The organism is Phocaeicola coprocola (assembly GCF_041333015.1).
In the GTDB taxonomy this organism is placed as follows: domain Bacteria; phylum Bacteroidota; class Bacteroidia; order Bacteroidales; family Bacteroidaceae; genus Phocaeicola; species Phocaeicola coprocola.
Genome location: NZ_JBGKGM010000004.1, coordinates 1,069,710 through 1,092,380, shown reverse-complemented (window position 1 = coordinate 1,092,380; position 22,671 = coordinate 1,069,710). Strand labels below are relative to the sequence as shown.

The window sequence follows — 22,671 nt, the reverse complement described above, 5'->3', positions numbered from 1 at the left end:
TTCTAGATAAGGAAAATTAAACAAACCTTCCCTTTGGAGTGAAGTTATGTTAATAATTTTATATCTTTGTATAAATCAGACTTTATCCATGAATACAATACGTAGCCAGATCATTGCATTGTTGTTGCTTATATCAGGAGTTGTCTTATTGGGTGGTGGTGTTTGGGGATTCTATTCTTTGTATGCTATATCTCATCGGTATGAACATACTACTGGAACTATTCGAACATTGCAAACCAAAAAGATTTATCGGTATCGAAAAATAAGGTATAAGAAAGAGATGCAAATAGCATATTCTACAGATAAATATGGTGATTTATTTGCTACTAGAATCAGCTATTGGCCATTGAGGAGTGTAGGAGACAAGGTCTCTGTTTGGTATCATCCTCATCGTCCGCATGAAATTCGTTTACCGGAATCAGAATGTATGCTTTGGGGACTTTTAGTTGCGTCGGGCTTCATATGTATGTGTGGAAGTGTTGTTTTCTGGAAAACATCTAAAACAGCTGATAAAAGCGAAGGATAACCATTTTTATAATTTATATATGAAGAACAAGAAGTTTTTAAAATTAGTTGTTTTGCTGGTATGTTTTGCCTTCTCATCTCATGCAATGGCTCAGTTTGACCTTAAAAAAGCGATTAGTGGGGCTGTAAAGATGGCTCAGGCAGTAACTCTGACAGATGAACAGATGAGTGAGTATGTAAAGGAATATATTACATGGATGGATGCTCATAATCAAGTTTGCGCAGATGATAATGCATATACGCTTCGTTTGAAAAAGTTGACAGAAGGGTTAGGTGATGCAGATGGTATTCCATTGAATTTTAAAGTATATTATGTGAAGGATGTAAATGCTTTTGCTTGTGCAGATGGAAGTGTACGTGTTTTTTCATCTTTGATGGATATAATGAGTGATGAAGAGCTGCTGGGCGTGATTGGTCATGAAATAGGCCATGTTGCACATCGTGATTCCAAAAAAGGCTTTCGTACAGCTTTGCTTACTTCTGCTTTAAAGGACGGTGTTGCTTCTCAAGGGGGTAAGCTAGCTGAGTTGACTGATTCTCAGTTAGGAAGTTTAACGGAAGCTTTAGTAAATGCTAGATATTCTCAGAAACAAGAATGTGAAGCCGATGATTATGGATATGAGTTTTTGAAAAAGGCTGGTAAAAATCCTTGGTCCATGGCACTTTCATTTCAAAAATTAAAAGAACTGCAAGGGCAAAGCGGTGATCAGTTGTCTAGTAAATTGAATCAGTTGTTTTCTACTCATCCTGATTTGGATTTAAGAATTAAACGAATGGAAGAACGTGCTACTAATGAGGGTATTGAAAAACCAGTGATAAAATAGATAGGTATATTCTATAAATAAGATAAAATTAGCCAACTGTAACCATTCTATTTTCCGCCTTGACACGCATGTTCCCTAAACCTACCTTTGCGCCGTAACCCTTAAACAACAATGATTATGGCAAAAGAAAAAGTAAACTACCAGGAGGTATATGACCTCTATCAGTTATGCAGTGAGACCAAGGATCTTCGTGAGTTCTGTGCGGATTATGGAGTAAATTACGACAAGTTCATGAACTGGCAGCGTCATCAGCTATGGAGCGAAAAGTTAGGCAAGACAGTTCAGGTTGAGCAACCCAAGGTTGCCAAAGTCCGGATAACCGGCAAGCCTTGCAACAGTCCAACCGTAAAGTTGGAGGTGAAACAACCTGAAGGTGAATCTCCTATAAGATGGGTTAAGCTGCAATTGACATCAGGTGCCACACTGTTCCTGAGAAACACCACAGTTCTTGACTTGAGCCTGTTGCTTAATAAAATGATAGGATGATATGCTTGGACTGAGTGCTAACCTGAACTATTACCTGTTTAACGGTAATGTGGATTTGCGGAAAGGAATCTTCCGCCTGTGTGAGAGTATAAGGGAAGAGATGTCACTTGACCCGAGCGATGCATCCAATGTATATATGTTCATGTCCAGGAACCGGAAGGTCGTTAAGATACTTCATTATGAACGCGGATTTTATGTGCTTTACGAGAAACGTCCTGTCATGGGAAAGTTCAAGAAACCTGTGTTTGATGAAGTTTCCAAATGCTACCGGATACAATGGTCGGACATGACCTATCTTACTGAAAGTATAGTAGTTGACAAGATGTACGTCAGTCCGAAAGATTAATATTAATACATTGATTATCAACAAAATGATACAAAATAAACGATAAAGAGTTTGCGTAACTGCCTGATTTTTCGTACCTTTATATCATGATTGATGAAAGGGCATACGAGTTACTTTGCTGCCAGCTGGGTCTGGCGAATGAGGAAAAGGCAGGGCTTCGCAAACAAGTAAACGAACTGATTGCGAGGCTTAAGGCTATTGAAGAATCAAACAAAGAGAACTCCAAGGCTCTGGTTGATACAATCAATGACCTCAAAGAATCCCTCGAAAAGCAATCGAGTACGGTTGAACATTACAGGAAAGAGATGGAACTTATGAGAAAGCAGCTTGAGGCAAAAGACGAGGTGAACATGATGCTGGCAAATGAGATATCCAATCTCAGGCTTCAGCTTGAGGGCAGCAGGAAACACCGTTTCGGCCGTACCTCAGAGCAAAGAAGGCTGCTGAACAACCGTAACATCGACAAGTCTGCAATGGAGAAGTCCGAGTACGACGGTTCTGGCAAGAAAGGTGATGATGATAATAAGACCGATGGTAACGGTACCGGCAGCAATACCTCTTCCGGTAACGTACCTGCACAGAACTGCAGGCCTTCAAGGAAAAAGGAAACTGCTCCCCGTGCAGCAAAGACCAGGCTGAAGGTGGATAAGGTAATTGTTCATGAAATAGAAGACTATTACCAACTCCCGGATGGTGCAAGGCTTATGAAGCGTAACGGAATGGCTGATGTGTGGGAATACAGGTTTATAGAACATGTGCGTGCTCATAACGTGGAGCATGTGTACAAGGTGGCAAGGGTAAAGCTTGCAGACGGCACTTTCACTAACACGATGGAGCATCCCTTGAAAAACCTTGGAGGAATCTTTTCCCCTGATTTGCTTGCCCGTCTGCTTTGTCTGAAATATGACTTCAGTATGCCTGAGAACAGACAGATAAGACTGCTTGCAAGAGAAGGCATCCACATAAGCAATACCACGCTGAACGGCTATATCCATAACGGAATCTCCAGGCTTAGGGAGTTTATGGAAGATGTCTTCAAGGAGTTTGTACAACAGGCAAAATACCTTATGGTTGACGAGACGACCGAGCTTGTCGGAGTTGAAACACCGGAAGGCAAGGCTTACAGGAGAAAGTATTTATGGGCTTTTTTTGCAAAGCATGTCAAGTTGGTTTACTATCATTACAATAACGGCAGCAGAGCCTCTGATGTAGCAAAGACCTTCCTTGAACATTTTATGGGATCTGTATCTACAGACGGATATACGGTTTACAGGATGTTCGACGGAGAAGACTCAAAGGTGCTTCATATAGGATGCTGGACACACTGCAGGAGGCTGTGGGTCGATGCCTTGCCATCAGACAGAACTGCGATGGATATAATAGACCCTATCGGTGATATGTTCAGAAATGAAGACTTGTTCCGCACAATGAAACTCAGCGGTGAGCAGATTAAGGAAAAAAGACTTAAGCTTACGAGACCTATTCTTGAACGTATCCATCATAAGGTGGTCATGATGATGCAGGATACCAAACTCATGGCAAACGAACTGATGAGAAAGGCTGTGAACTATACGATAAACCAGTGGAAATCCCTGAAAAATATCCTCAAGGACGGTTCTGCGGAAATATCGAACAACCTCTGTGAGCAAAGGATGAAACCTGTAAAGCTGCTGCTCAAGAACTGTATGAACATAGGCAGTGAGGATGCAGCAGGAAACTCGGCATTCATCTTTTCTCTGATAGAAAGCTGCAAGCTTAATGATATAGCCCCTCAGGATTACCTGAAGCACTTGTTTGAATGTATTCTTCATGGTAAGGACTGCGACAAGAAGGTCCTTCTGCCATGTTTTTATAAATCGGAATGTTAAAACTAAACTATTTTCTTGCGGACATTTTTATTTTATCGGCTGAAAAACAGCCGATAAAATTGTCGTGGCGGAAAATAGAATGGTTACTAGCCAACTAATTCATATGTAAAGTGCTATGAATTAGTTGGCTTTTTATTTCTTCAGATAATGAAGTTTGCTTGTTTAAACAGGGAAAATATCTAAATTCAAATGCAGTAAAATACAAAAGTCCTATATTATGGTATATCAATTAACTTGTGTGTCTGAAGGCTAAGCCTCCACTGTGGATGTTCCTTGATGTAGGCTATTACATCATTGGTATTTTGTCCGGAACATGGTTGCAGAAAGTGATGCTTTGCGGGTAGCTTAAGGTAGGGAGATACATCTTGGCCTACATATACCACTTTCAATTCGTCTATGTGATGTAATTTTAGTGTTGTTCCTTCCTTGGGTGAACAAGTAACCCAATCGATATCTTCCGGTAAAACACAAGTACCATTAGTTTCTATTGCGATATATTTCCCCGCTGCATGTAATGCTTTTGTCAGTTGACTGTCAATTGATAGCCCAGGTTCTCCGCCTGTAAGAATTACCATCTGGCATGGGTAGGTACATACTTCCGCTATGATTTCATCGTCTGTCATCATTCGGAATTCTTCATGTTGTGTATCGCAGAAGCTGCATTTCAGGTTACATCCCGAGAATCGAACAAAAACAGCAGGAGTTCCTGTATGAAATCCTTCTCCTTGCAAGCTGTAGAAAATTTCGTTAATCTTTCTCATAAATAGCTGTATTACCTTCCGATTCTTTTACCTCTACTTTGAAACAATGGGGAACTTGGTTGCATATCCAGCAGGCAATATTTTCTGCTGTAGGATTGAAAGGCAATATATCATTCAGATTGTTATGATCTAATTGTTTTTCTACTGCCTGTTTGATGTGAGTAAAATCTACAACCATACCGTTTTCATCAAGTTCTTTCGAACGGCAATATACGGTTATAATCCAGTTGTGACCGTGAAGCTTCTCGCATTTGCTCGGATAAGATAGTTTTAGCGAGTGTGAGGCTGAAATTTCCATCCTTTTGATTACTGTGTACATAGTAAATACATTAGTTTGATTAATACAAATTTGCTTCTGCTTAATGTCACCTCGGCAGTTATAGTACAAAGATAGCAAATTTTTAAGGATTTTTTATCATAACCGATTGCTACATTTGTGATTTTATAGAGATAGAAATCTCAATAGGTGAGAAACCTTTTTGGGTTTGCTTTACTTTTTCTTATGAAAAAGAGAATGGCAAATGAACTTCTTATCATTGTTTAATCATTTTAAATTAGACATTGGGAAGTCCTTTTAAATATGATATATCTTTCTGTGTATTAGATAGATGAATCGAATTTTGCGACCACTTTTGAAAAAATGGGAAAATGGTCGCAAATTAGTCACAAAATATCCTCTTTTTAGCCCATTTTCAAGGATAATCAGCACTTCTTAATCTTAGAAAAATAAACTCAAATAAAGTGATATTCAGCTTTAATTCAGTATCTACCTACAACTATTTACAAGAAGAAAAAGCAAGCAAAAAGTAATAGGAAATTATCTTTTATTTATGGGGTATATATAAAATAAAAATCCCCATAACTCATGGAGTTACAGGGATTTATTATCTTGATTAAGTATAGATTACTTATTCAAAGCAGTAGCCACGTCAACCGCACAAGCCACTGTACATCCTACCATCGGGTTGTTACCGATACCGAGGAATCCCATCATTTCCACGTGAGCAGGAACTGATGAAGAACCAGCGAACTGAGCATCTGAGTGCATACGACCCATAGTATCGGTCATACCGTAAGAAGCAGGACCAGCAGCCATATTATCTGGGTGAAGTGTACGACCTGTACCACCACCAGAAGCTACTGAGAAGTATGGTTTACCTGCAAGAACACGTTCTTTCTTGTAAGTACCTGCAACTGGGTGTTGGAAACGAGTCGGGTTAGTAGAGTTACCAGTGATTGATACATCTACACCTTCTTTCCACATGATAGCTACACCTTCGCGAACATCGTCAGCTCCGTAGCATTTTACTTTTGCACGAGGACCGTTTGAGTAAGCGATTTCACGAACAACTTTCAGTTCGCCTGTGTAGTAGTCAAACTGAGTCTGAACGTATGTAAATCCGTTGATACGAGAGATGATCTGAGCAGCGTCTTTACCCAAACCATTCAAGATACAACGCAAAGGTTCTTTACGTACTTTGTCTGCTTTTGCAGCGATTTTGATAGCACCTTCAGCAGCAGCGAATGATTCGTGACCAGCCAAGAATGCGAAACATTTAGTTTCTTCGCGCAACAGCATAGCAGCCAAGTTACCGTGACCAAGACCTACTTTACGGTCATCAGCTACAGAACCTGGGATACAGAATGACTGCAAACCGATACCGATAGCTTCAGCAGCTTCAGCAGCGTTTTTGCAACCTTTCTTCAATGCGATAGCACAACCTACTACGTATGCCCATTTTGCATTTTCGAAGCAGATAGGCTGAGTTTCTTCACAAGTCTTATAAGGATCAAGACCATATTGTTCGCAGATAGCGTTAGCTTCTTCGATGTCTTTGATACCGTTTTCGTTCAAAGCAGCAAGAATCTGTTTGATACGACGGTCCTGGCTTTCAAATTTTACTTCTCTAATCATATGTCTTTTCCTCCTTATATTATTCCTGACGTGGGTCAATATGTTTAACTGCGCCTTGTTCTGCTGTGAAGCGTCCGTAAGTACCTGTTACTTTCTTCAGAGCTTCGTTAGCGTCTGTACCTTTTTTGATCTCATCCATGAATTTGCCCAGATGAACGAACTCGTATCCGCAGATTTCATCGTTTTCGTCCAAAGCGATAGTCTTGATATAGCCTTCAGCCATTTCAAGGTAACGAGGACCTTTAGCCAAAGTTCCATACAAAGTACCTACCTGGCTACGCAGACCTTTACCCAAGTCTTCCAAGCCGGCTCCGATCATCAAACCACCTTCAGAGAAAGCAGACTGAGTACGTCCGTAAACGATTTGCAAGAACAATTCACGCATAGCTGTGTTGATAGCGTCGCAAACCAAGTCGGTATTCAATGCTTCCAAAACTGTTTTTCCCGGAAGGATTTCAGATGCCATAGCAGCTGAGTGAGTCATACCTGAGCAACCGATTGTTTCAACCAATGCTTCCTGGATAACACCTTCTTTAACGTTCAAAGTCAGTTTACAAGCACCCTGCTGAGGAGCACACCAACCGATACCGTGAGTCAAACCTGAAATGTCTTTGATTTCTTTTGATTTAACCCATTTTCCTTCTTCAGGAATTGGAGCTGGACCATGATTAGGTCCTTTTTTTACAACACACATGTGTTCAACTTCGTGTGAATAAGTCATATTCTTTACGTTTTATGAGTAATAAAAAATAAGTATTTCGTAAACTTCTTATTACGGAATTTCTTCTTTAATTCGTACGCAAAGTTAGTCGTTTTATTTAGTTATGCAATCACTGAAACCTAACTTTTTGTTGGTTTTTAATGATATTTTTTGCTGAAACTCTTGTTTTGTAATCTCTGCTTGTCAAAATGTTTTTTATCTTCCGAAAGAAACCTGTATCTTTGCCGGTGGTAATATCAGCAGGATGGTAATACCTATCTGTAAGTAATAATAATTAGGTATATGAATGAAGTCGAAATTAAAGTAAAAGACGAAGACCTACGTCGTGGAGCCGAAGCTGGAATGGATGAATTTCTGAATGTGTTTATCCATAAGTATCTTGAGGTTACAGGAGGAGTAATTAATGCTGAAACGATGCCTTTACTGAATGGGTATCAGCATACATTACTAGGTTATCATTTCTTTCGTGAAGAAGTGCTTGAAGGAGGTTTTATACAGTTGATTCAAAATGGTTACGGACCATATATCTTTGATAATCCTTTTGCCAAGGCGATGCGTATGTTTGGAGCGAAAGATTTTTCAAAGCTTATTTATGATGCTAAAAAGATTTATGATGCTCATCGTGAAGATTTGGAAAAAGAATGTTCTGATGATGAGTTTATGGCAATGTATGAGCAATACGAAGCGTTTGATGATTTGGAAGAGGCCTATATGGATATGGAGGAGAGAGTTACAGCACAGATTGCTGAGTATGTAGATGAGCATTTGGAACAATTTGCAGGGATAGAGTAATCTTTGGAATTTATTGCTTGTTTCTGGTTTATAGTGAATAAAAGTTAAAAATAAAGATAAAGAAAGCAGTCTTTTTTACTCATTTTCATTTTAAGTGAAAAAAAATAAATAATAAAAGATAAATAAAGGAAGAATATGAAGACAATGAAGTTTTTTATGTTGGCATCAGCTTTTGCATCGATGATTGGATTTAGCTCTTGCTTGAATGGTGAAACTAATACAACTATTCAAGGAGCTCCTATTTTGAAAGTAGAGTCTAGTTTTATGGGAGGAACTTATTTTACAGATATATCAGGTGTTAAATATATACCTAATAAGGAGATTTTGTCAGCTGAAGGTAAATTTGCTTATGTTCCTATGCAATATGATTATAGTTTGTATAATCAGCAAGAAAACTCTTATGATATAACTTTATTAGGGGATTTATCTTACCTGAGAACTGTCACTGCAAATTATACAGAAATTCCCCAAGAGCAGACTACTGCTACTTTAGATGTTGTAGATGATGTTGTAGATGATGGTTATAATGCTGGTTTAGTTTGGGGAGCAAATAATGAGTATTTGCTTTTACCTTTATCTTATACTCTCCATAAAGATGTAGATAGAAATGATGAAGATGAGATGAATGAAGAATTACGAAAACATAATTTTATAATTTATACAATTCCGGGAAAGGAATTTTCTGAGAATGGGGATTCTTTAAAACTTTATCTTCGTTATACAATACAGGGGGTAGATTTATCAGAAGAAGATGCAGCAAAGAAGTATTCTGAAGAATATACTAGTAAATATGCTGATTATCGTTATTTGCAACTTAATATACCAGGTTCTGGAAATCCAAAATGGATTAGACTGGAGTTTGAAAAATCAAATAACTATAATGGTGCAACAATAGCTCCTAATGAGAAAACTAGAGAAGTAAGATCTTATCAGTTGTATCAGAAAAAATAAAAATAATTTAAGAGAGAGAAAGGTAGAGTAAGTGCATTTAAAATGCATTTAGGTGGCACGATATATGAAGGATTTATTATAAATTTATCCTGAGTATAATTCGTGCCTTCTTTTATGGAATTTTCAAAATATCTTTTAATTAATACGCTTTATAGATATTTGTGATGTAAATAAATGTTTAACCTTTTAAAGCTTAAAACTATGAAAAAGAATTTTTTGTTTATAGCTTTTGCTGTAGTATTATGTTGGGCTACTTCTTGTAATAAAGAGGATTTTACTAATTCTGATTTTATTGTAAGTCAAGGAGAGTTGTTGACAAGAAATGAAAATGATTTTGATCCTTTGAATGAAATCTCTAATAACAATGTTCCTGTTTATATTAGAAATGTTGGTAAAGGAAATACTTATATGTCTGAGGTTGGGACTTCTGTATTGTTGGAGGCTTCTGATGATGGGTCTGCTCGACAAAGATGGATAATCAATAAATTCGGTTTAGGGTTGGATATAAGTCCTATAACTCAACCTGATAAATCAATTCACGTAGTAAGAATTGGCGGTGAAAGTATTTGTAGACCTTATTTAAGTGATATTTTTCCTTTACCGGGGACAACTGGTATTTCTATGATATCTATTTCTAACTCTGTTTTTTATTACATTTGTAGTGGGTCTTCAGTTCAGCCTGGTTTTCCAATAACGTATTTGCAGCGAGAGTCAAAGGAGAGTAATAATTTAATTTTTGGAAATTCGAATGTTGCAGATTGGGCTAAATGGGAAATATCTCCGGTTGGAGAATATACTATTGAGGATATAGAATATTCTTTTTACGATGGTGGAAGTTTAGACTCTTCTAGCGTTATAATTGATAATTATACAGTAGATAATAGAAAATCTTCTGTATCAGTGAAAAGAACTCAAACTATGTCTCATGAAATCTCAGAATCTTCTACTTTTTCTAAAACGGAAGGAATTTCTACAGAATATTCCATATCTACCTCTTCTTCGTCGGGGATTCAAGTGGGATTACCTAAGGTAACTGTAAATTCGAACTCTGAAATATCAATCTCTACTTCAACAACTAAACATGCTTCTTATGTGCAGGGGGAGGATAAAGGTGAAAAACAAACGATTACATGTTCCTATGAAGTAACAGTTCCTCCATATACTTATTATTCAATTAAAACATTAGTAAAAGAATATAGGATGAATGTGAGGTATATAGCAACATTAAAAGGAGCAGATAATGTTACTTTTAGAGTAAAAGGTACGTGGTCTGGAGTTCAAGCTATTGATACTTATCAAGAAGCTTTTGATGAAAAGAATAATCTTGTAGAAGCAGATATACGACCTATTGAGTTTTGATGAGGGCTGATGATATGATTATTGCTTTGAACTTCTAAATAGTAGTACTATCATTAGTGTCCACTAAAAAATCATAGAAGTTCTTTGAAATTATTGAAATTCAATTTGTTATAGGAGATTTTTGGGAGAACGGATTTGAATTTACTTTTGTGGTAATTTTCAGACCGTTATGCATAAAGACCCATATATTTTTGCCCAATTAGTTAAGTTCCTTGACCGAAGTAAATTCAATCGTATCGTTACAAAGTATGAAGGCGATAAGTATATCAAGAGCTATACCTGTTGGAATCAGCTGCTTACGATGATGTTCGGTCAGCTATCCAATCGAGATAGTCTTAGAGATTTGATTGTGGCTATGGAAGCTCATGCTGGAAAACTTTACCATCTCGGAATCGGGAAGTCTGTAACTCGGAGCAATCTTAGTAAGGCTAATGAGCAACGTAACTACCGCATCTTCGAAGAGTACGCAACATTCATGATTGCCGAGGCCCGCAAGCGTAGAATCAATAAAATATTCGAACTTGACGGTCATGTTTATGCATTTGACTCTACAACGATTGATCTGTGCCTGTCAGTGTTTGAATGGGCTAAATTTCGCAAACATAAAGGCGGAATAAAGTTGCATACGCTCTACGATATTGAAGCGGAAGTACCTGCATTTGTGCATATTACACCTGCCAATATTCACGATTCAAAGGCTATGCCTGAGATTCCATATGAATCAGGAGCGCATTATATATTCGACCGAGGGTATAACGATTTCAGCAACCTTAATACAATAAATCGTATAGGTGCTTTCTTCCTTGTACGAGCCAAAACAAATGTACGGATCAAGCCTAAAACCTGGAAACGAAGATTGCCAGAAGGTGTAGTATCGGATGTAATCGGATGCTTTACGGTTTATAAAAGTTCTAAGGATTACCCTGAGGAACTTAGAAAACTCATCATTGAAAATCCTGAAGACGGTACACGATACATCTTCCTGACAAATAATCTTGACGCATCTGCAGAGTTTATATCATCGCTTTATAGAAACAGATGGAGTGTTGAACTGTTCTTCAAATGGATAAAACACCACCTCAGGATTAAGAAGTTCTGGGGAACATCGGAAAACGCTGTACGCATACAAATCTATTGTGCGATAATCACTTACTGCTTAGTAGCAATAGTCCAACACGATATGAAATTAGAACGTAGCGTCTATGAAATTCTCCAAATACTCGGAATCTCTCTGACCGACAAAACACATCTCAGTGACTTGTTTGACAAATCGAATTTCAAAAATGTCAAAGACCGATATGATTCAAGTGAACCGAATTTATTTAATTTTTAACCTTGTCCATTTTTAGTGGACAGTAGTGTAGTACTATTATTTATTAAAGGTGCGGATTATGCAGATAAGGCTGTGTATGTTAATGTATGTCAGCGTTTCTGTATAATTCGTGCCTTATTTTATTTCTTTTTTGTACATTTGCAGTTCCGAAGTTCGGATTTATTACAAAAAAGTAGAATAACATTGGATTATAAATCATTATTTCAGCAGATAATAGCTTTGTTGTCTACTCCAGGCAAAGCGTGGAGTGAAATTGCAGAGCGGGGGGTAGGAAGGTCAGTAATGCCTGCTTTTGTTTATCCTCTTATTGGGTTGTGTGGCTTGTCAGAGTTTATCGGAACATTTATCGGAAAAGATTTTTCATCCGTTATGTTCCAGGTAGCCTTGACTCGTTGTTGTGCTGTAGCTGTAGCTTTGTTCGGTGGTTTTTTTCTTTCAGCTTATTTATTGGATAAGTTGAATCATAACTGGCTGGGAGGGAAAGATTCTTACGACCGGATACTTGTGTTTGTGGGCTATTCTATGGTAGTTACTTTTGTATTGAATATCGTCAGTGGACTGTTTTCTATAGTTGTACTGCACTGGATATTGCAAATATATACCATTGTAATTGTATTCGAGGGGGTACGCAGATGGCTTAAGGTTGAGGAGAACAAACAGACTGCCTTTACTCTTGTGGCTACTATCATCATTTTGGTGTGTCCTGCTATTATCGAATTTATATTTAATAAGTTATCAGTAATATTGAATTAATGAAAACAAACGCCGGTAATATAAATATTAAGAATAAACGTGCTTCGTTCGACTATGAGTTTGTCGATACGTACACAGCCGGAATTGTGTTGACCGGAACTGAGATAAAGTCTATTCGTCAGGGAAAAGCAAGTTTGGTTGATACGTTTTGTTTCTTTTCCCGTGGAGAGTTGTGGGTAAAGAATATGCATATAGCTGAATATTTTTACGGTTCGTACAACAATCATTCAGCTCGTCGGGACCGTAAGTTGTTGCTGACGAAAAAAGAACTTCGTAAACTTGAACGTACTTCTGCCGAGCCTGGATTTACCATTGTTCCGACTCGTCTGTATATTAATGAAAAAGGGTTGGCGAAGGTTGTGATTGCTTTGGCAAAAGGTAAGAAACAATACGATAAACGCCAGACGTTGAAAGAAAAAGAAGATAAGCGTATGATGGATCGCATGTTCAAGCGATGATCGGGAAAGATGGTGCAGACAATTACAGTTTATATAAGTTGTCTGCATCGTGTTTTTGGCATATGAGGAAAACGATTCCCTGTGTTTTAAATTTAAATAGAGCTTTTTCAAAATGCAACAACTAATAAACGAACGTATTCTCGTGCTCGACGGAGCCATGGGAACGATGATACAGCAATACAACCTTTCGGAAGCTGATTTTCGGGGAGAGCGTTTCAAGGATCTTCCAGGATTGCTGAAAGGGAACAATGATATGTTGTGCCTGACTCGGCCGGATGTTATAGAGGAAATACACCGTAAGTATTTAGAGGCAGGAGCTGATATCATCGAAACAAATACATTTAATGCAACTGCTGTTTCGATGGCAGATTATCATATGCAGGCTTATTGCCGTGAGATAAATCTTGCGGCAGCTCGTCTGGCCCGTAAAATTGCTGATGAATATACAGCGAGAACTCCCGAAAAACCACGCTTTGTTGCCGGTTCGGTAGGACCGACCAACAAAACTTGCTCGATGAGTCCGGATGTAAATAATCCCGCTTTTCGTGCATTGACATTCGATGAACTTTCTGAAGCTTACCGTGAACAAATGGAGGCTTTGCTTGAAGGGGGAGTAGATGCTATTCTGATAGAAACAATTTTCGATACGCTGAATGCGAAAGCTGCTGTTCTGGCCGCAGAAACAGCTATGCAGAATTTGGGAAGAAAAGTTCCTTTAATGCTTTCTGTTACGGTCTCGGATGTTGCTGGACGCACGTTGTCGGGACAGACGCTTGATGCGTTTTTGGCTTCGGTACAGCATGCTGATATCTTTTCCATCGGACTGAACTGCTCTTTTGGTGCCAGACAGTTGAAACCTTTCCTGGAGCAGTTGGCCCGTCGTGCTCCTTATTATATAAGTGCTTACCCTAATGCCGGACTTCCTAATAGTCTGGGGCAATACGACCAGACACCCGAAGAAATGGCTGCCGAAGTCAAGGAGTATATCGATGAAGGACTGGTGAATATAATCGGTGGATGCTGTGGTACTACCGAAGCATATATTGCCAAGTATCAGGAACTTATTAAAGATGCCAAACCTCATGCGCCTGCTCCGAAACCGGATTATCTCTGGCTTTCTGGGCTGGAACTGTTGGAAGTGACTCCTGAAATTAATTTTGTCAACGTGGGTGAGCGCTGTAATGTGGCCGGTTCACGTAAGTTTCTTCGTTTGATAAACGAAAAGAAATACGATGAAGCTTTGTCGATAGCCCGCAAGCAGGTAGAAGACGGCGCGTTGGTTATCGATGTTAACATGGACGACGGATTGCTTGATGCTGCTGAGGAGATGACAACCTTCCTCAATCTGGTTGCATCAGAACCGGATATTGCTCGTGTGCCTGTTATGATAGACTCTTCCAAGTGGGAAGTTATTTTGGCAGGACTGAAATGTGTGCAGGGAAAATGTATCGTCAACTCTATTTCACTGAAAGAAGGCGAAGAAGCTTTTGTTGAGCATGCCCGTACCGTCAAGCAGTACGGAGCGGCAGTCATCGTAATGGCTTTCGACGAGAAAGGACAGGCCGATACATTTGAACGGAAGATAGAAGTTTGCGAACGGGCTTATCGTATTCTTACAGAGAAGGTCGGTTTCCGTCCTCAGGATATAATCTTCGATCCGAACGTGCTGGCAGTGGCTACTGGTATCGAGGAACATAATAATTATGCTGTCGATTTTATTAAAGCTACAGGTTGGATTCGCCGTCACCTTCCGGGCGCACACGTCAGCGGAGGAGTAAGTAATCTTTCTTTCTCTTTCCGTGGCAACAATTATATACGTGAGGCAATGCATGCAGTATTCCTTTATCATGCTATTCAGCAGGGTATGGATATGGGTATTGTCAATCCGGGAACTTCTGTACTTTATACAGATATACCTTCGGATATCCTGGAACGGATTGAGGATGTGGTGCTGAACCGTCGTCCGGATGCAGCTGAACGCTTGATTGAAACAGCTGAAAAACTGAAAGCGGAAAAGGAGAACTCGGGTGAGCAGCAAACAGCCAGTTCACATCTTGCCTGGCGTGAAGGGACGACTGTAGAAGAACGTTTACAGTATGCACTGGTAAAGGGTCTTGGCGATTATCTGGATGAAGACTTGCATGAAGCACTTGCCAAATATCCGGATGCTGTCAGCATTATCGAGGGTCCGCTTATGTCGGGAATGAATCATGTCGGTGATTTATTCGGTTCCGGTAAGATGTTCTTGCCTCAGGTTGTAAAGACAGCACGTACTATGAAAAAAGCTGTAGCTATCCTTCAGCCCTATATTGAGGCGGAAAAAAAGGAAGGGGCACGCAGTGCAGGAAAAGTGCTGTTGGCTACAGTAAAGGGAGATGTACACGATATCGGTAAGAATATTGTTTCTGTGGTTATGGCATGCAATAATTACGAAATTATCGACTTGGGCGTAATGGTTCCTGCAGAAAAGATTGTTGAAACGGCTATTCGTGAGAAGGTAGATATTATCGGCTTGAGCGGACTTATTACACCGTCGCTGGAAGAAATGGTGCATGTCGTTTCAGAACTGGAACGTGCCGGACTTGATATTCCTGTAATGATTGGCGGTGCTACAACTTCCAAACTTCATACAGCTTTGAAGATTGCTCCGGTTTATCATGCTCCGGTAGTATATATGAAAGATGCTTCACTGAATGCTCCGGTGGCAGCACGCCTGATGAATCTTGATTTTCGAAGTACATTTGCAGAAGAACTGGAAAGTGAATACCGTGAGCTTCGTGAAAAGAATAAGACCAAACAGGTAAAGACGGTTTCACTCGAGGAAGCACAGAAAAATAAATTGAATCTCTGGGAATAGTCTTTGTAGACAAACTGATTTATATTCTGTTATAAGGCATGGCATATCAAATTTTTAGTGATATGTCATGCCTTTTTCCGTATTCTTTGTATTTTTATCACCATATTGAAAAACACGACATGATAATGAAAACACAATTTTGTTCTTTTTTACTTTGCTGGATAATCTTTTGTGAGTTTTTGCCGGCTCAGTCTGTATGCGGATATCGTTCGTTGGATGTTACAAATCCTATAGAGTTTTTAGGAAATAAGATTCTCTATGAAGGAAAGGAAATAGAGTTGGGAGAGAAAACCTTTTTTATCGATGGGCAGCTGTCCGATGAAGTGACGGCCAGATATCCTTTTGTTTTCAATAGCTTTAATAAAGCAGCCAAGGCTTTTGTTGCCGGAACAGAAGCAGAGCCTATGAAAGTATATATAGCTCCTTATGTATATTGGATTGATAATCCTGATGATCCTCAGGTAAGGGTAGGAAAAGACGGTAAAGAACCTTTCGGACTGGTAGTAAAATGTCCTTATCTGCATCTTGTCGGGTTAACCAAAAATCCTGAAAATGTAGTGCTTGCTTCCAGTCGCGGTCAGACACAGGGAGCTGTAGGAAACTTCACGATGTTTGATTTCTGGGGAGATGGTCTGTCGGTGAAGAATCTTACGATGGGAAACTATTGTAATGTCGATCTGGAATTTCCTTTAAAGAAAGAATTAGGACGTAAAAAAAGAATGTCTGCCATTACCCAGGCGCATGTAGCCTATTGTCATGGAGATAAAATTGTGGCAGAAAATGTCCGTTTCATCAGCCGCTTGAATATGAATCCTTTGAATGGGGCAAAACGTATTTTGTTCTATAAATGTTATATGGAAAGTACCGACGATGCGTTGACTGGTACAGGAGTCTACCTGAACTGTACGTTGAAGTTTTATGGTCAGAAACCATTCTGGCGGACGGATATGGGAGGGGCTGTTTTCTTGAACAGTGATTTTTATGTATGTCATGACGAAGACCGTCAGTATTTTTGTAAAGGAGTGGGACCTTTGACTGTTGTCGATTGCCGGTTTCATGTCCGAAAGCCTGTATATGCAGGCTGGACACACGAGCCGTCCGACTGGTTACGGTGTTACCAGTATGGTGTAACGATGAATGGACAGCCTTACGTAATAGGTGCGGACAAGCCTTATAATACAGTATGTATGGAGCAGGAAAATGTACTTCACGCATACCGCCTGACAGATGAAAATGGTAAGGTAATTTACAACACTTATAATTTACTTCGGGGAGATGATGACTGGGATCCGCTTCAAGTGAAGGATTGTGTACGGGCAATCGGAGAACATGATGGCAGGGATTATGCGAATCTGCCGGTTTGTTTGTCGGTTACTCCGCTGGTTGCCTCTGTACAGACCGGAGGCAATCCGGTGAAGTTGGCTGCCAACGTAAAAAGACACTGCAATTATGTGCAGCAGGGAAGCTCTGTTCGCTGGAAGATTCAGCCGGGATATGAAAAGTATGTCAGCCTGTCTGCCGGAGAAGACGGGACGTGTGTGGTCAAGGCAATGAATCATGAGGACGAAACCAAACATTTCACTGTTGTAGCCTATACGGAAGATGGATTGGAATGTGCAGTAGAACTGACAGTTGCTCCCGATTTTGTGGAAGCTCCTGCTTTTGTGGAAGTGCCGAAGCTGGAAATAGCAGATGGAAAAGCAATGGTAAGTTACGAACTGGATTTGCAGGGACGGAAAGATGAGTCGCTGATTACCTGGTATCGGGCTGTTGACAAGGAGGGTAAAACGAAATATCCGGTAGCAGTGTCACGGTTGGCTAAGCCCGAAACAACCTATAGATTAACAAAAGAAGACGTTGGATATTATCTTATGGCAACGGTAGCACCCAAACATTTGCGTTGTCATCCCGGTAAAGAATATACGGTGATTTCTTCATCACCTGTTGATAGGAAACAGGTAAATCCGGTAGATGTATTCGAAACTGATTTTCGAAATTTTCCTTGTTCCAATCAGCCTGTATTGTATTCCGGCGGATGGACAATAGGAGGATACAAGCCTCTTGATACGGAAGGTTACGATTGGGAACTTTTCTCCGATAAGGACTATTGGGTGTATGGAGAGGGAATGAACGGATCACGCGGAACGGGTTTGCTGCAGGCGCAGCGTGGAGCACGGCTGTTATATACTCCATTGGAAGGTAGATATGGAGACATGAAAATAACCTTAAATGTAGATCCGAGCAAAACCGCAGGACAAGGATTTGGAAGTGCTACGGGGCAATATATGGATATCTGTATCAAGTTCGATACCCGTACTCTGACTGGATATGCTTTGCGTATTATCCGTACGACAAAATACAGCAATGCGGTCGATTTCATGCTGATGAAATACGAAAATGGCAGGACTACTGCGATTTCTCTTCCGGTATCTTCCACCTGTTACCGTACCGACTGCACCATTGTACTTGAGGTTAAAGGAAGTAAGTTGACGGCCCATGCCGAAACTTCCACTCCGCTTTCATCTCCTGTAACGGACGAGAATCTGAAACCGTCTGTAAGTTTGGAGGCTGATATCGTTCCTAATGCTTGGGGAGGTATGGGGATTCAGCATACGGGAAGTTGTGGAGAGAGTACTACCATGCTGCATCACCTGAAAATAGAATGGATGGGCGTTTCGGCTAGCAAATGATAAGTGATTAGAATGCAGAAAAGGAAAATATGAACAGCCCTTCACGATATATGGGGAGTAATAGAGGTTGCCTTTCTTTTTCTCGATTATAAACAGACGGAAACCAGTAACGACGCACAGATAGAACAATACATTTCTCCGGTGAACTTGCGTGCGTCGGGATATATTAAGAAAATTTATTTCACCGAACATCAGTCGGTCAAGAAGGGAGATACCTTGCTGGTGCTCGATGACCGTGAATACCGTATCCGAGTGATGGAGGCTGAAGCTGCCTTGAAAGATGCAATGGCTGGAGCTACGGTAATAGATGCTACCTTACAGACTACACAGAATTCGGCTTCTGTTTATGGGGCTTCTATTGCCGAAATTGAAATTCGTCTGGCTAAACTCGAAAAAGACCGTCAGCGTTATGAAAACTTGCTGAAGCGGAATGCGGCAACACCGATACAGCTGGAACAGATTGAAACGGAATATGAGGCTACACGAAAGAAACTGGAGGCTACAAAGCGTCAGCAAAAAGCTGCCATGTCGGGCATTAAGGAAGTTTCCAATCGCAGAGAAAGTACGGAAGCTGCCATACAACGTGCTACGGCCGCACTCGAAATGGCACGACTTAACCTTTCGTATACTGTTGTGTTGGCTCCTTGTGACGGGAAGCTGGGACGTCGTGCATTGGAAGAGGGACAATATATTGGTGCCGGACAAAGCATTACGTATATTCTTCCTGATACGCAGAAGTGGGTGATAGCTAATTATAAGGAAACTCAGGTAGAGAATCTTCACGTGGGACAGGAAGTCCGTATTACAGTAGATGCAATCAGCGATAAGGAGTTTACCGGAAAGATTACAGCTATTTCTGGAGCAACCGGCTCGAAATATTCACTTGTTCCGACTGATAACTCTGCCGGAAACTTTGTCAAGATTCAGCAGCGTATTCCGGTACGTATTGATTTTACGAACCTTTCATCGGAAGACAATGAACGTCTGGCTGCCGGAATGATGGTAGTGGTAAAAGCCAGACAGTAAAAATAAGACAAACATGTTTTTCAGTTTCTAATAAATTAGAATTATGCCTTCGTGTCCGAAAAATTATCCGTTTTATAATTGGGTTCCCAAACCTTTGGGTATTCTTATTCTGTTGCTGTTATTTATTCCGATTCTTACGGCAAGCGGAGTGTATACGGTAAACAGTGGCGAGATGCTGAGCGGGCTGGGTATTCAGTCTGAACATATTCAGTTTGTTGGTTTTCTTACTTCTGTAGGAATGGCGGCTTTCTCTCCGTTCTTTTATGAACTGGTCTGTATCTGCCGTGAGAAAATGATGTGCATCGTAGGCTTTTCGCTGCTTTATATATTGAGTTACGTATGTGCCAAGACCGATAGTATTTACCTGCTGGCTGTCTGTAGTGTGGTGATGGGATTTCTGCGCATGGTGCTGATGATGGTCAATCTGTTCACGCTTATCAAATATGCGTTCAAGATGGAGGCTACCCGAAATATAACTCCGGGCAATGAACCTGTGGATGGTGAAGGATGGGATAAGCTGGACCGTGAAAATAGTACCAGTATGCCTACCATTTATCTGTTTTTCATGATTCTGGGGCAGATAGGAACTTCGCTCACTGCATGACTGGCTTATGAGTACGAATGGCAGTATGTATATTATTTCATGATGGGGGCGTTGCTATTATCTATTCTGGTTGTGTTTATCACCATGCCTTATCATAAATATGTGGGCAAACGTTTTCCTATCAACTTGCGTAAGTTTGGCAGTGTGGTAATATTTTGCGTGATGTGTTCGGCTGCTATTTATGTGCTGGCGTATGGAAAGGTGCTCGACTGGTACGATTCTCCATCTATTTGCTGGGCTACCGCGACGGCTGTTGTGTTTGCCATACTGTTTGTCTATATGGAACGTAACCATAATTCGCCTTATTTTCTGATGGATGTGTTTAAGTTGCGCTCTATCCGTATGGGTATCCTGCTCTTTCTGTTGCTGATGATTTTCAACTCCAGTGCCATGTTTGTCAGTGTGTTTGCAGGAGTTGGTATGAAGATAGACAACTGGCAGAATGCGTCGCTTAATAACTGGAGTATAGCCGGTTATTTTATCGGTTGCATTATTGCTATTGCCATGGGGTCAAAAGGAGTACATCTGAAATACCTTTTCTCGATGGGCTTTGTTCTGATAGGACTTTCCAGCCTGTTTATGTATTTTGAGGTACAGACCGACGGCTTGTACGAGCGCATGAAATATCCGGTTATTATCCGTTCTGCCGGAATGATGCTACTTTATTCGCTGACAGCTGTACATGCCAATCAGCGGATGCCTTATAAATATCTGTCTACCTGGATTTGTATCATGTTGACAGTGCGTATGGTACTGGGACCGGGGGCTGGAACTGCTATCTATACCAATGTGATGCAGCATCGTCAGCAACACTATGTAACTCGCTTTGCTCACGATATGGATCAGTTGAATACAGAGGTAGCAGCCTCATATAATCAGACGGTTCAAGGGATGATGTATCAGGGAAAAAGTGAAAAGGAAGCACATAATATGGCAGCTCTTTCAACAAAAGGGCGTGTGCAGGTACAGGCTACTCTGGCTGCTGTAAAAGAAATGTCGGGATGGACATTCTACGGCTGTATGGCATGTGCCGTTCTTATGCTGGTAATTCCGTGGAGAAAAAGAAAGCTGGATTTACAGACATAAAATACTTTACACTCGTTCATTTATTTGCTTTATACATCACGGTGGAGCGTATTTCATTTCTTAATCTGACTTTTCGGTGGAAAAGTACCTATGAAAGCTCCCCGTGATGTATTTTTATTTTCTTGTTTCATGATGGGAATATAGAAAAATCTTACCTTAGTGGCAGACTTTAATTTTAGTTTTATGGGGATGGATGCTAAGGAACAAGAAATGCGTTTAACACGTTTTGAGCGCGATTTGACGGCGGGAAAAGATATTTGCTGCCTGGAAGGGGAAGTTAAAGCTTTTCCGAAGATATTGTGTAAGCCCTTCCTGATGAATTATGTGGGACTGATTGTGTGTGAAAAAGGATATTTCTGTTTCGATGTAGATAAAAAGAAGTTTACAGCCCGGGCAGGGGAAACGGTTTTTCTTTCCGAAGGGAATAATTTTTCAATAGGAGAACTGTCTGATGATTTACGTGTGAGCATACTGTTTTATCATATAGATCCGATACGTGAGATTTTAGGCAGTTCGATTGTGGCAATGTATTTGTATACGACACTGACTCCCGAACCATGCTATGTATGGACTTCCGGAGAAGAAAGCGATTTGGCACGTTATATTGCATTGCTGGGAAGACATAGGAAGAGTGCGCAGAATCCGTTTGATAATCATGAGTGTAAGTTGTTGTTACTGGCATTGACTTACCGTTTGTGTTCTATTTACAGCCGGCGGATTATCGAAGAAAAAAATGTAGCAGGACATAAGATTGATACTTTTATCAAGCTCATTCGGTTGATTGAAAAGTATTATATGCAAGAGAGGGGAGTAGCTTTTTATGCCGATAAGTTGTGTCTTTCTCCCAAATATCTTTCAGCATTATCGAAATCGGTTTGTGGATATACGGTGCAGGAACTGGTTTTCAGAGCTATTATCCGGAAGAGTATTTTCTGGCTGAAGAATACCAACAAGAGTGTACAAGAGATATCGGATGACTTGAATTTTCCGAATGCTTCTTTTTTCGGGACATTTTTTAAGAAGCAGACGGGACTTGCTCCTTCGTATTACCGGATTTCTGCTGAGGAGTAAAATTGTTTCGGTATTTAATAGGGCTTTTTAAAGCTAAAATAAAATATCCAGAAAGGGTTGTGTTTAAAAGTTTGAATATCAAAGTGATATGCGGACTTTGTGATGAACATGATAGAACTCTTTTGGCTGATGTTGATTGCTTGATTTCGGATTGTAAGTTTATTATTTATGGGTCTCAAGTTTTAATATACTGCTGTTTTCAACTGTTCAGTTTGGTTTGAAACACGTGTTTTGGAACACTTCAG

18 protein-coding genes and 2 pseudogenes are annotated in these 22,671 nt (G+C 40.1%); 16 read left to right on the top strand and 4 right to left on the bottom strand.

Annotated elements, in window-relative coordinates; genetic code table 11:
* Positions 1-88 precede the first annotated feature (88 nt).
* The 5 genes from ACDG22_RS15350 (at position 89) to tnpC (ending at position 4,049) form a co-directional block, all read left to right on the top strand.
* A complete protein-coding gene (locus tag ACDG22_RS15350) occupies positions 89-526 on the top strand; it encodes a DUF3592 domain-containing protein (protein ID WP_270231012.1) in 438 nt (145 codons plus the stop codon).
* A 19-nt stretch (positions 527-545) separates the two neighbouring features.
* A complete protein-coding gene (locus ACDG22_RS15345; protein ID WP_270231013.1) occupies positions 546-1,349 on the top strand; it encodes a M48 family metallopeptidase in 804 nt (267 codons plus the stop codon).
* 117 nt (positions 1,350-1,466) lie between these two features.
* Complete coding sequence (locus tag ACDG22_RS15340) at positions 1,467-1,835, top strand: hypothetical protein (RefSeq protein WP_227994625.1); 369 nt, start codon at positions 1,467-1,469, stop codon at positions 1,833-1,835.
* Between the two features lies 1 nt (position 1,836).
* The gene (tnpB, locus tag ACDG22_RS15335; protein WP_370858786.1) at positions 1,837-2,181 is read left to right on the top strand and encodes an IS66 family insertion sequence element accessory protein TnpB; all 345 of its coding nucleotides are present in this window, start codon (positions 1,837-1,839) and stop codon (positions 2,179-2,181) included.
* Between the two features lie 86 nt (positions 2,182-2,267).
* A complete protein-coding gene (tnpC, locus tag ACDG22_RS15330) occupies positions 2,268-4,049 on the top strand; it encodes an IS66 family transposase (protein WP_227994627.1) in 1,782 nt (593 codons plus the stop codon).
* A 215-nt stretch (positions 4,050-4,264) separates the two neighbouring features.
* Here the strand turns inward: tnpC and ACDG22_RS15325 are convergent, their stop codons facing one another.
* The 4 genes from ACDG22_RS15325 to ACDG22_RS15310 form a co-directional block, all read right to left on the bottom strand.
* Positions 4,265-4,810 (bottom strand): 7-carboxy-7-deazaguanine synthase QueE, encoded by a 546-nt coding sequence (locus ACDG22_RS15325; protein ID WP_270230884.1) that lies wholly within the window; start codon positions 4,808-4,810, stop codon positions 4,265-4,267.
* Positions 4,797-5,129, bottom strand: a complete 333-nt coding sequence (gene queD / locus ACDG22_RS15320) for a 6-carboxytetrahydropterin synthase QueD (RefSeq protein WP_007568716.1) — start codon at positions 5,127-5,129, stop codon at positions 4,797-4,799. Before queD ends, ACDG22_RS15325 begins: the two co-directional genes overlap by 14 nt.
* 585 nt (positions 5,130-5,714) lie before the next feature.
* Entirely contained in the window at positions 5,715-6,725 is a 1,011-nt protein-coding gene (locus ACDG22_RS15315) for a GGGtGRT protein (protein WP_022125481.1), read from the bottom strand.
* Between the two features lie 19 nt (positions 6,726-6,744).
* Entirely contained in the window at positions 6,745-7,446 is a 702-nt protein-coding gene (locus ACDG22_RS15310; protein ID WP_007568721.1) for an iron-sulfur cluster assembly scaffold protein, read from the bottom strand.
* A 282-nt stretch (positions 7,447-7,728) separates the two neighbouring features.
* On the opposite strand from ACDG22_RS15310, the gene ACDG22_RS15305 reads away from it, so the two are divergent.
* The 11 genes and pseudogenes from ACDG22_RS15305 to ACDG22_RS15255 all read left to right on the top strand — a co-directional run bounded on the left by ACDG22_RS15305 (position 7,729) and on the right by ACDG22_RS15255 (position 22,426).
* Positions 7,729-8,238, top strand: coding sequence for a DMP19 family protein (locus ACDG22_RS15305; RefSeq protein WP_007568722.1), 510 nt, complete (start codon positions 7,729-7,731; stop codon positions 8,236-8,238).
* Positions 8,239-8,373: 135 nt separating this feature from the next.
* On the top strand, positions 8,374-9,189 hold the full coding sequence (locus ACDG22_RS15300) for a hypothetical protein (RefSeq protein WP_370858961.1): 816 nt from the start codon (positions 8,374-8,376) through the stop codon (positions 9,187-9,189).
* 201 nt (positions 9,190-9,390) lie between these two features.
* Positions 9,391-10,548 (top strand): hypothetical protein, encoded by a 1,158-nt coding sequence (locus tag ACDG22_RS15295; RefSeq protein ID WP_270230882.1) that lies wholly within the window; start codon positions 9,391-9,393, stop codon positions 10,546-10,548.
* 169 nt (positions 10,549-10,717) lie between these two features.
* Positions 10,718-11,881 carry an IS4 family transposase gene (locus ACDG22_RS15290; protein ID WP_227994611.1) on the top strand — a complete coding sequence of 388 codons (1,164 nt, stop codon included), beginning with the start codon at positions 10,718-10,720 and terminating at the stop codon, positions 11,879-11,881.
* A gap of 183 nt (positions 11,882-12,064) precedes the next feature.
* Entirely contained in the window at positions 12,065-12,634 is a 570-nt protein-coding gene (locus ACDG22_RS15285) for a Yip1 family protein (protein ID WP_007568729.1), read from the top strand.
* Positions 12,634-13,092, top strand: coding sequence for an SsrA-binding protein (smpB, locus tag ACDG22_RS15280; protein ID WP_007568731.1), 459 nt, complete (start codon positions 12,634-12,636; stop codon positions 13,090-13,092). The genes ACDG22_RS15285 and smpB overlap by 1 nt, the downstream gene beginning before the upstream one ends.
* A 112-nt stretch (positions 13,093-13,204) precedes the next feature.
* Positions 13,205-15,949 (top strand): methionine synthase, encoded by a 2,745-nt coding sequence (gene metH, locus ACDG22_RS15275; RefSeq protein ID WP_270669117.1) that lies wholly within the window; start codon positions 13,205-13,207, stop codon positions 15,947-15,949.
* A 125-nt stretch (positions 15,950-16,074) separates the two neighbouring features.
* The gene (locus ACDG22_RS15270) at positions 16,075-18,639 is read left to right on the top strand and encodes a PemB family protein (RefSeq protein ID WP_270669116.1); all 2,565 of its coding nucleotides are present in this window, start codon (positions 16,075-16,077) and stop codon (positions 18,637-18,639) included.
* Between the two features lie 48 nt (positions 18,640-18,687).
* A pseudogene (locus ACDG22_RS15265) lies at positions 18,688-19,665 on the top strand (HlyD family secretion protein); the annotation flags it as partial.
* A gap of 43 nt (positions 19,666-19,708) precedes the next feature.
* A pseudogene (locus ACDG22_RS15260) lies at positions 19,709-21,355 on the top strand (MFS transporter).
* A gap of 189 nt (positions 21,356-21,544) precedes the next feature.
* On the top strand, positions 21,545-22,426 hold the full coding sequence (locus ACDG22_RS15255; RefSeq protein WP_178269692.1) for a helix-turn-helix domain-containing protein: 882 nt from the start codon (positions 21,545-21,547) through the stop codon (positions 22,424-22,426).
* Positions 22,427-22,671 lie beyond the last annotated feature (245 nt).